We start from the raw sequence: 8,677 nt of genomic DNA on the forward strand, positions 1-8,677 counted from the left end.
CAACGGCTCGTTGGCGCGCGGCGAGACGTTGATCTGGACGTATTCGCCGATTTTCGCGCAGCGTTCGATCTCGGCAATGGCGAGATCGACGCCGTCCTGCCCGACCAGGATCGAAGCCTTCAGGCGCGGGTCGCGATGCGACCAGAACGCCAGTTGCCAGTCGTTGATGGCACGCTGGATCGCGGCGCCGAATTCGAGGTTCTGCTGCGAGAAGATGAAGAGATCGAGCACCTGCAAAATCCCGAACTCGACATCGAGCGGATCGAGATGCTGCTTCTGCATGAAGGCGAGATCCGAACCGGGCGGCCCGCCGGTCGGCGGCCAGGCATCGCGCCGCGCGATCAGCGGCGAAGAGCGCGGATAGGGCGTGGTGAACAGATAGGGCGTGCGCAAATGGCTGCCATATTCCTTCAGATGCTGCTGCCAGCGCTCTGGCAGAAACTCGTTGAGATCGTCGAACGAATGCAGGCTCGGATGAACGTCGCAATCGACGATGCGCAGCCGCGAAGCGGCAGGCTTTTCGTCTTCTCGTAGTGGGCGGTCGATGACGTCACTCATGCGAAACTCCGGTCTAGTTGGCGAGCGACAGCCGCGGAAACGTCTCCAGCGGGTTGTCGACGCACATCTTCGAGATGATGCTGTTCGGCAGGTCCGGCGGGATCGGATCGTCGCCGTCGAACTGCCAGTGCGGATAGTCGGACGCGAACAGGAACATCTTGTCCGAGCCGATCTGGTCGATGATCTCCTCGACGCTTTTGGCGTCGCCCGGCGCGTCGAACGGCTGCATTGTGACACGAAAACTGTCGCGGATGATCGCTGCCGGCTCGCGCTCGACCCAGGGCACCTCGACGCGCACGCCGCGCCAGGTCTTGTTGGCGCGCCACATGAAAGCCGGGAGCCAGCTCACGCCGGATTCCATCAGCACGACCTTGAGGTCCGGAAACTTGCCGAACACGCCCTCATAGATCAGGCTCAGGATCTGCGCCTGAAATGCCTGCGCCTCGACGAAGTAATATTCGTAGCGGTGCGACGGCCATCCGGCCGAGCTCGGCGCCTGCCGATATTGCGTGCCGGCGTGGATCGCGAGCGGCAGCTTGTACTTTTCCGCGAGCCGATAGACCGGCCAGAAATGCCGGCGTCCCAGCAGCGTCTCGCCCTGCGCCAGCACGAGGATCGACACGAAGCGGTGATCGCCGGCGCGGCGCTCGATCTCCTCGACCGCCAGATCCGGATCCTGCATCGGCACCACGATCGAGGCACGCAAGCGCGCATCGCGCGACAGCCACTCAGTCGCGATCCAGTCGTTGATCGCCCTGCAGAAGTCGGCCGCCATGTAGGGATCGAACACGGCCTGAGCGCCGTAGAGCACGTTGAGAATCGCGTGGCTGGCACCCAACTGCTCGAATGCGCCCTTCTGTACCATCGCAAGATCGGAACCAGGCTTTGCGCCGTTCGCCGGACGCCAGTCGGCGCGGCCCGCCAGCGGCATGCTGGGCGGATAGGAGGTGAGATCGAGCCCGTCGATGGCGCGGCTCACGACCTGCTCTTTCCAGTGATCGCTGAGATACGGCAGCAGCGTCGTGCGCGTGCCACCAACCGCCGGGTGGATGTCGCAGTCGATCCGCGTCACCGCCATGAAGTTCCTCGCCGAGATCTTGTAAGCACATCTTTTTGGCGGCATTCTTTGTGTGCCGCTCGTGCAGAGTGCTCCGGCCGCTGCCGGTGCGCAAGAGCGCACGCCCGCGCGATCCGTCATGGCTCGGTTGCATTTCGCTGGCGCGATAAGGTTTGACGGAATGCATCCGGCGCGAAGCAGCGGAACAAATTGCTCCGCTGCTTCCTTGCGTATTGTCATGCCTCTCAGGCCGCCTTGGAGACTTCCATCAGCAGACGTTCCGCCTTGGCATCCTCGATGCGGTTCACCATCCGGCTACTTTCATGGTTGTCCCGGACCGTCTTGGTCAGGGTGATGCAAGTCTGGATCAACATGACGATGCCCATGGTGAGATAACCCTTCATCCAGAGGTCGATCGGCAGGAAGAAGATGCCGATGGCGATGAGGAAGGCGGAGGCTGCGAAGGACACGTAAGTGAAAGTCACCCAGGCGCCGCTGTGGGGCTGGCCATTCTGGTTCATGATGGTCTCCTGTTGGTTCGAATGATGATGGGTTTGGGATCAGACCGTCGGCGTGCGCTTGGACTTCAACCGTGCCAGCACGTCGTCCGCGGTCGTCTTGAGCCTGGGGCCAAAACCCTGCTCGGCGAGTTTTTCGGCGGTGGCGAGCGGACCGGTGGCCGCATCGAGCTCGACCAGCGCGTCGTCGGCGGCCTGGGCTTCCATCTGCCGCTCACGAAGACGCCTCAAAGTGCTCTCCGCCTCCGGCAGCGTGGATTCGTAGGGGCGTGCCGCCTCGATGCCGCTGCGGCGAAGCGAGCGCACCGCTTCCGAGGCACGGGCGACGCGGCGGCCGCGGTCGAGCTCGGTGATGCGGGCCTGCGCGCTTGCGACGTGCCGCTTCAGCCGCGCGATTTCGGTTGCGAACAGTGCGCGGGCCGTCAGCGCCGCATCGCGATCGGCCTCCAGGCCCGCGATGGCTTCGGCAGCATCGTTGGCGAGATCCTCGCGGTCCCCGTCGAGCGCCGCGACCGCGCGCATCTCGAGATCAGCGATGCGGGCGACGGTCGCCTCGAGCTTGCGAGCTTCCTGCTGGTCCTGCGCAATCGCCAGCGCAAGGGTCCGTTTGCCGCGCTCGACGGCCGCGGCCGCGTCGCGCATCTGTTGATCGAGGATCAGAAGGGCCGTCCGGTCTTCCAGCTCCTCGCTGGCGGCGGCCACGCTGCCGCAGAAAAGTGTCACTACGGTCTTGAACATCTGAAGCTCCCTGTTATGAGCGTTGCTCACGGATGGTTTGTAGCAAGAAACTTGAACATCGTTCAAGGAATATTTGAGCGACGCTCAAGAATTTGGTTTGCAGATGACTAAGCCATTGGAACGCCGAGAGAAACTTCGATCCGATTTGATCCTGGCGGCGGAACGAATGATCGCCGACAGGGGATTGGCGGGTTTAAAGACCCGCGATCTCGCCCGCGAGATCGGCTGCGCCAACGGCGCGGTCTACAATCTCGTCGCCGATGTCGATGAACTGATCCTGCGCGTGGGCTCGCGCACTTTGCTTCGGCTCGACCGGGCCCTGAGCGCGGCGGAAAGCGCGCGCGAGCCGTCGCCGCAGGAGACCCTGGTCCGCATTGCTCTCGCCTATTGCGATTTCGCCGCGGAGAATCTCGAACTGTGGCGCGCTCTGTTCGAGCACCGCATGGCAGCCGACAAGCCCCTCCCCGACTGGTCCATCGACGACCAGCTGCAGCTGTTTCGCCACGTCTACCAGCCGCTGGCCGCGCTATTTCCAAAACGCAGTCGGGAGGAGCTCGGCATCACCGCGCGCAGCCTGTTCTCGGCGGTGCATGGCATGGTGGCGCTGGGACTGGAGCAGAAACTGGTCGCGGTGCCGCTGCCGGCGCTCCGGAAGGAAATCGCGGGCCTGGTGCGCGCGATGATTGACGGGCTGATCGCGCGGGCGGCGTAGGGGCCGAGAGAGCACGGCTCAACTGTCGGCGTGCCTGACTAAAATTTCACCTGTCGCGTCGTGTGCCGCGCGCTTAGCTTCGCGAGGTCCACTTTCCTCTCCGGAGCATCCAATGCCCCTCCTCATCCGCGGCGGCACCGTCGTCAATCATGATCATTCGCGCCGCGCGGACGTGCTGATCGACGGCGAGACCATCGTCGCGGTCGGGCAATCGCTCGATGCGCCGACGGGGTGCGAGGTCATCGATGCCGGCGGCGCCTACGTCATCCCGGGCGGCATCGATCCGCACACTCATCTCGAAATGCCGTTCATGGGCACTGTCACCGCCGACGATTTCGAATCGGGGACCAAGGCGGCGCTGGCCGGCGGCACCACCATGGTGGTGGATTTCTGCCTGCCCGATCCAGGCCAGCCGATGCTCGCGGCCTATCAGGAGTGGCGACACAAATCCGAGAAGGCGGCCTCCGACTACGGCTTCCACATGGCGGTAACGTCGTGGTCGAAGCAGATCCATGACGAGATGGAGACCGTGGTCAAAACCTACGGCATCAACACCTTCAAGCACTTCATGGCCTACAAGGGCGCGCTCATGGTGAACGACGACGAGCTCTACAACTCGTTCGCCCGCTGCGCCCATCTCGGCGCCATGCCTGTCGTGCATGCGGAGAACGGCGACGTCGTCGCCCTGATGCAGGAGGCGCTGATCGCGGGCGGCGTCACCGGGCCCGAGGGACACGCTTATTCACGGCCGCCGGAGGTCGAGGGCGAAGCCACCAACCGCGCCATCATGATCGCCGACATGACGGGGACGCCGGTCTATATCGTGCACACGAGCTGCCGCGAAGCGCATGAGGCGATCGCGCGCGCACGTGCGGCGGGCAAGCGCGTCTATGGCGAGCCGTTGATCCAGCACTTGTTGCTGGACGCCGGTGAATATCAGAACAAGGACTGGGATCATGCCGCGCAGCGCGTGATGTCGCCGCCGTTCCGCGACAGGTCGCATCAGGATAGTCTTTGGGCCGGTCTGCAAGCCGGCTCGCTGCAGGTGGTCGCGACCGACCACTGCGCCTTCACCACCGAGCAGAAGCGGTTCGGGTTCGGCGATTTCAGAAAGATCCCGAACGGCACCGGCGGCCTCGAAGATCGCCTCGCCCTGCTGTGGACCGCGGGCGTCGCCACGGGACGGTTGACGAAGGAAGAATTCGTCGCAGTCACCTCGGCGAATATCGCCCGCATCCTCAACATCTATCCGCGCAAGGGCGCGGTCGCCGTCGGCTCGGATGCAGATATCGTGGTTTGGGATCCCAAGGCGAGCAAGACCATCAGCGCGAAGCGGCAGATGAGCCGGATCGATTACAACGTGTTCGAGGGGTTTTCCTGCACCGGCGGACCGGCGGCGACGCTGTCGCGCGGCCGAATCGTCTGGAAAGACGGCGATCTGCGCGCCGAGGCCGGCGACGGCCGTTATGTCGAGCGCCCGGCGTTCTCGCCCGTGCATGTCGCCAATTCGACGTGGAAGGAGCTGACCGCCCCACGCGCCGTGCCCCGCGGAGCGGTGACGCCGTAGAATTGATGGCCGCGGCCTCGGCGTCCACGTGTTTTCGGCAATGCCTGTCATCGTCAACAACCACGTCGCGGGGGTGATCTACACGACGCGGACGCTTCAGGGCAAAGCGGGCAGCCTGACGCCGGCCGAGCAGGAGACGTTCATCGCCAACATCCTGTCCGACACAAAGCGGCTGGAAGCGATGGCGCAGCGGCTGCGCGAACTCGCGCGTGCCGAAAGCCTGCCGCAAAACGAGCGCACGGAATTGGCGCCGGTGATTGCCGACCTCAGGAGCCGATTTCCGGCGAGCTCGATAGAGGCCAGCGGCAGCCTCGACCTGATGATCGGCATGTCGGCCGAGAAGGCGCTCATCGTGCTGTCGCATCTCGCCGATAATGCGATGCGACACAAGGCTGGGACAATCAGGCTGAAAGCGATCGACGAGCGTACGACCCTGCGTGTGACGGTAAGCAATGACGGCGAGCCGATCTCGACGCCGAACCGTGACAGGATCTTCGACGCGTTCTTCACCACGCGCCGCGACCAGGGCGGCACCGGGATGGGGCTGGCGATCGCGCGCGCGGTGATGGCGAGCCATGGCGGCTCGATCAGGCTCACGCCGACCGATCAGGGCGCGGCGTTCGAGCTGCAGTTTCCAATGGCTAGATCGCGAACACCCAGGCGGCGACGATGGTGCCGATGGTGACCAGACCGGCGATGGTCCAGCCGGCTGCGTATTCCAGCTCAGGATGACCGGTCGCCCGCATGATCTCTGCCGGATCGGCGGTATGCTTCTCTGCCATGACAGCCTCGCATGTTACTTTCCGCGTCATATGTAAGTCGCATCAGCCACCATTAGGTTCCATCACGGAAATGCGAGGAATGACGCAGCTTGGCTTGTTCGACGATCCGCACGCAGGGCCCGCCGGCCTTCGCTATGCCGATGACTTCGTCGAGACCGCCGTCGAGCAGGCGCTCATCGGCCGCATCGCAGCATTGCCGCTCCAGCGCTTCCAGTTCGGCGCCTTCGAGGGCAACCGCCGGGTGGCGTCCTTCGGCTATCGCTATGACTATTCGCTGCAGCGGCTGGCCGAGGCCGAGCCGATCCCGGACTGGGTCCTGCCCGTCGCGCGGCAGGTCGAGGCATGGGCTGGGCTTGCCGGCGGCAGCGTGCGGCAGGTGCTCTGCACCGAATACGAGGCCGGCGTCGGCATCGGCTGGCATCGCGACAAGCCGCATTTCGACAAAATCCTCGGCATGTCGCTGGGCTCGTCCTGCAAATTCCGTTTCCGCCGCCGTAGCGGCGACAAATGGGAGCGCCACACGCTCGAAGCCCGGCCGCGCTCGCTTTACATGATGGACGGCGAGGCGCGGTCGCAATGGGAGCACAGCATCCCGCCGGTCGAGGCGCGCCGCTATTCCATCACCTTCCGGACGATGAAGCAGGCCTGACAGGTCGGCCAAACAAAAAAACGCGAAAACAACCCCATGCACAGTAGAACGGCCGTCTCGGCGCGGGGCTCGGCCCCGCGGCGTAACCGTTTGACACCTCGGAGCAAAACAGCCGTAGCGCGCGAAGGCGCGAGGCGAGGCGAACTTGCCTTCCAATTCGGATTTACATGCTAATCTGGTTCCGCGCGCTTCTCGGAGGGAAGCCGCGATTGCAGGTCCAGGGAGGGAAGATGAAAGCCGGTCGATTGATCTTCGCCTGCACCCTCGTCCTCGCAGCCGCCTCCGGCGTCGCGGGAGCCTCCGACGCGACGCCCGCAAAAGTCTCGGGCGCGACGGCGCTGGCGCTCGCGGGGGTGATCGCGCCGCTGTCGTCGGTCCTGTCTGGCGCCGAGAAGAAGGCAATGGCGATGCTGTTCGCCGCCAACAGCGACATTCCCTACAAGAAGCCGATCATGGTGACCGCCGATCGAATCGTCTGTCGCGCCGGCAATGTCGACATCACCGTCCGGAACTGCGAGGTCACCTTCGGCAAGAAGACCCGGACGGTGAATGGCTCCACGGCCAACGAGATCTTCGCCACCGAAGCTCTGGCCGGCATTCCGGCCGACGGCGCCGCAGGATCGAATTTCGAGAGCCTGACCAAGCTGAGCTGCACGATCGACCCCAATGCCATCCGCCGGAAGGACGGCAGCGGGGCGGATTGCACGTTCCAGCCGGGGAATTGAACCACGCGTGGAGGACGAGCCGAGAGAACCATGGGTGCCGCGAAATCGCCTCATGACCAACTAACTAATAAGGCGAATTGAAAAGACGGGCCAAACGCGCGAGCCCATATCGGGCACGCAGGGCCACCACCGACATGAAGAATTTTCTCGCATTTTTTCTGATTCTGGGCCTGACGGCAGCCTCCGCGCACGGCCCCTTGCCGCCGCGGCCGGCTGCGCCGTCCGATCTTGTCCAGGTCGGCCTCACAGATAGCGACACCACCGCAGGCGGCACCGCGCGGCTATGCGAGCAGGTCACCTTCTCGCGCGGCCTGCGCTACGGCGAGAGCGAAGCCAATGTGCTCGATGTCGCCACCGCCACGACCAAGGCGGATACGCCGCGGCCGGTGCTGCTGTTCGTGACCGGCGACACCTTCACTGGCGACCGCGCCGCGCCGGAGCTGTCGCGCCAGATCCAGGACCAGGCCATGTGCTTTGCCGCGCGCAACGACATGATCGGCGTGCGCGTCAACTACCGGCTGGCGCCCTCGGCGACGTGGCCGGCGGGTGCGAGCGACGTGGCGGCGGCGCTGTCCTGGGTCTACGGCAATATCGACCTATTCAACGGCGATGCCCGCGAGATCGTCGCAGTCGGCTACGGCGCCGGCGCCTTCCACGTCGCCACCCTGCTGGCCCATCCCGAACTCCAGACCGACCGCGCCGATGTCGCGGCGGTCGTGCTGGTGTCCGGGATCTACCGCGCCGGCAAGGACGCCAGCGACAGCGAGAAGGCCTATCTCGGCAGGGACGCCAGCCAGTACAACAAGCGCTCGGTCTTCCCCGGCATCCTCAATGTGGACGTCCCGATCGTGCTGGCCTGGGCCGCGGATGATTCCGCCGGCATCACGGCGCAGGGCGAAACCCTGAAGAAGACGCTCTGCGGCGCCGGCCATTGTCCGCGTAGCGCGCTGCTGCGCAGCCGCGACGGCATCGCGAGCGCCTTCGGCCTCGACGGCTCCGGCGACAGCCTCGCCGAGCCGACACTGCTGCTGGTGCATCAGCTCGAGGCGCGCGGTCTGCCGTAGCGGCGTGTTGCCGGCAGCGCGCTGATAACGTCCACCTTTAGCTGGGTTGCCCTCTCGCGGCCGCGCGCTCTCAGACAATTGTCTCGCCGGCGTTAGCACGCTTCAAACTACGATTCGCGATCTGGTCGCCGCCCGGATCGCCGCGTGCTATCTAGGAGAGTTCTCTGAAGCATTTCTATCTATGGGGGTTCGTTAGGGACCGAGCAAATCGGCGTTTCGACGCGCCGCCGCCACGATCGGAAAACCGATGCTTAGTTTGCTTGCACGATGCGCGGTGATCTCTTTTGCGTTGATTTCGGCCTCCGCC

10 protein-coding genes and 1 pseudogene are annotated in these 8,677 nt (G+C 64.6%); 6 read left to right on the plus strand and 5 right to left on the minus strand.

Annotated elements, in window-relative coordinates:
- The 4 genes from IVB32_RS07930 to IVB32_RS07945 form a co-directional block, all read right to left on the minus strand.
- Nucleotides 1-558, minus strand: a 558-nt coding sequence (locus tag IVB32_RS07930; protein ID WP_247410076.1) for an amidohydrolase family protein, incomplete at its 3' end; no start/stop codon positions are given.
- Nucleotides 559-571: 13 nt separating this feature from the next.
- A complete protein-coding gene (locus tag IVB32_RS07935) occupies nt 572-1,636 on the minus strand; it encodes an amidohydrolase family protein (protein WP_018453370.1) in 1,065 nt (354 codons plus the stop codon).
- A 224-nt stretch (nt 1,637-1,860) separates the two neighbouring features.
- A complete protein-coding gene (locus tag IVB32_RS07940) occupies nt 1,861-2,136 on the minus strand; it encodes a YiaA/YiaB family inner membrane protein (protein WP_007615098.1) in 276 nt (91 codons plus the stop codon).
- 39 nt (nt 2,137-2,175) lie between these two features.
- Nucleotides 2,176-2,871, minus strand: a complete 696-nt coding sequence (locus IVB32_RS07945) for a PspA/IM30 family protein (protein ID WP_247410077.1) — start codon at nt 2,869-2,871, stop codon at nt 2,176-2,178.
- Nucleotides 2,872-2,974: 103 nt separating this feature from the next.
- On the opposite strand from IVB32_RS07945, the gene IVB32_RS07950 reads away from it, so the two are divergent.
- The 3 genes and pseudogenes from IVB32_RS07950 to IVB32_RS07960 all read left to right on the plus strand — a co-directional run.
- Nucleotides 2,975-3,583 carry a TetR/AcrR family transcriptional regulator gene (locus tag IVB32_RS07950; protein ID WP_026232519.1) on the plus strand — a complete coding sequence of 203 codons (609 nt, stop codon included), beginning with the start codon at nt 2,975-2,977 and terminating at the stop codon, nt 3,581-3,583.
- A gap of 112 nt (nt 3,584-3,695) precedes the next feature.
- On the plus strand, nt 3,696-5,150 hold the full coding sequence (gene hydA / locus IVB32_RS07955; protein ID WP_018453367.1) for a dihydropyrimidinase: 1,455 nt from the start codon (nt 3,696-3,698) through the stop codon (nt 5,148-5,150).
- 10 nt (nt 5,151-5,160) lie between these two features.
- Nucleotides 5,161-5,835 (plus strand): annotated as a pseudogene (locus IVB32_RS07960) (HAMP domain-containing sensor histidine kinase); the annotation flags it as partial.
- On the opposite strand, the gene IVB32_RS07965 reads toward IVB32_RS07960, so the two are convergent.
- On the minus strand, nt 5,792-5,932 hold the full coding sequence (locus IVB32_RS07965; RefSeq protein ID WP_007597071.1) for a hypothetical protein: 141 nt from the start codon (nt 5,930-5,932) through the stop codon (nt 5,792-5,794). The pseudogene IVB32_RS07960 and the gene IVB32_RS07965 sit on opposite strands and share 44 nt — an antisense overlap.
- Nucleotides 5,933-6,011: 79 nt before the next feature.
- On the opposite strand from IVB32_RS07965, the gene IVB32_RS07970 reads away from it, so the two are divergent.
- The 3 genes from IVB32_RS07970 to IVB32_RS07980 all read left to right on the plus strand — a co-directional run bounded on the left by IVB32_RS07970 (nt 6,012) and on the right by IVB32_RS07980 (nt 8,370).
- Nucleotides 6,012-6,581 carry an alpha-ketoglutarate-dependent dioxygenase AlkB gene (locus tag IVB32_RS07970; RefSeq protein ID WP_018453365.1) on the plus strand — a complete coding sequence of 190 codons (570 nt, stop codon included), beginning with the start codon at nt 6,012-6,014 and terminating at the stop codon, nt 6,579-6,581.
- A 230-nt stretch (nt 6,582-6,811) separates the two neighbouring features.
- Complete coding sequence (locus tag IVB32_RS07975) at nt 6,812-7,306, plus strand: hypothetical protein (protein WP_018453364.1); 495 nt, start codon at nt 6,812-6,814, stop codon at nt 7,304-7,306.
- 134 nt (nt 7,307-7,440) lie between these two features.
- A complete protein-coding gene (locus IVB32_RS07980) occupies nt 7,441-8,370 on the plus strand; it encodes a carboxylesterase family protein (RefSeq protein ID WP_018453363.1) in 930 nt (309 codons plus the stop codon).
- Nucleotides 8,371-8,677 lie beyond the last annotated feature (307 nt).

The sequence above is a fragment of the Bradyrhizobium sp. 23 genome (genome assembly GCF_023073295.1).
GTDB lineage: Bacteria > Pseudomonadota > Alphaproteobacteria > Rhizobiales > Xanthobacteraceae > Bradyrhizobium > Bradyrhizobium canariense_D.

Bases quoted from the DNA above. Each gene is read 5' to 3' on its own strand.
- IVB32_RS07935 (WP_018453370.1), bottom strand. From the start codon at position 1,636: ATGGCGGTGACGCGGATCGACTGCGACATCCACCCGGCGGTTGGTGGC.
- IVB32_RS07965 (WP_007597071.1), bottom strand. From the start codon at position 5,932: ATGGCAGAGAAGCATACCGCCGATCCGGCAGAGATCATGCGGGCGACC.
- IVB32_RS07945 (WP_247410077.1), bottom strand. From the start codon at position 2,871: ATGTTCAAGACCGTAGTGACACTTTTCTGCGGCAGCGTGGCCGCCGCC.
- IVB32_RS07940 (WP_007615098.1), bottom strand. From the start codon at position 2,136: ATGAACCAGAATGGCCAGCCCCACAGCGGCGCCTGGGTGACTTTCACT.
- IVB32_RS07980 (WP_018453363.1), top strand. From the start codon at position 7,441: ATGAAGAATTTTCTCGCATTTTTTCTGATTCTGGGCCTGACGGCAGCC.
- IVB32_RS07970 (WP_018453365.1), top strand. From the start codon at position 6,012: ATGACGCAGCTTGGCTTGTTCGACGATCCGCACGCAGGGCCCGCCGGC.
- hydA (WP_018453367.1), top strand. From the start codon at position 3,696: ATGCCCCTCCTCATCCGCGGCGGCACCGTCGTCAATCATGATCATTCG.
- IVB32_RS07950 (WP_026232519.1), top strand. From the start codon at position 2,975: ATGACTAAGCCATTGGAACGCCGAGAGAAACTTCGATCCGATTTGATC.
- IVB32_RS07975 (WP_018453364.1), top strand. From the start codon at position 6,812: ATGAAAGCCGGTCGATTGATCTTCGCCTGCACCCTCGTCCTCGCAGCC.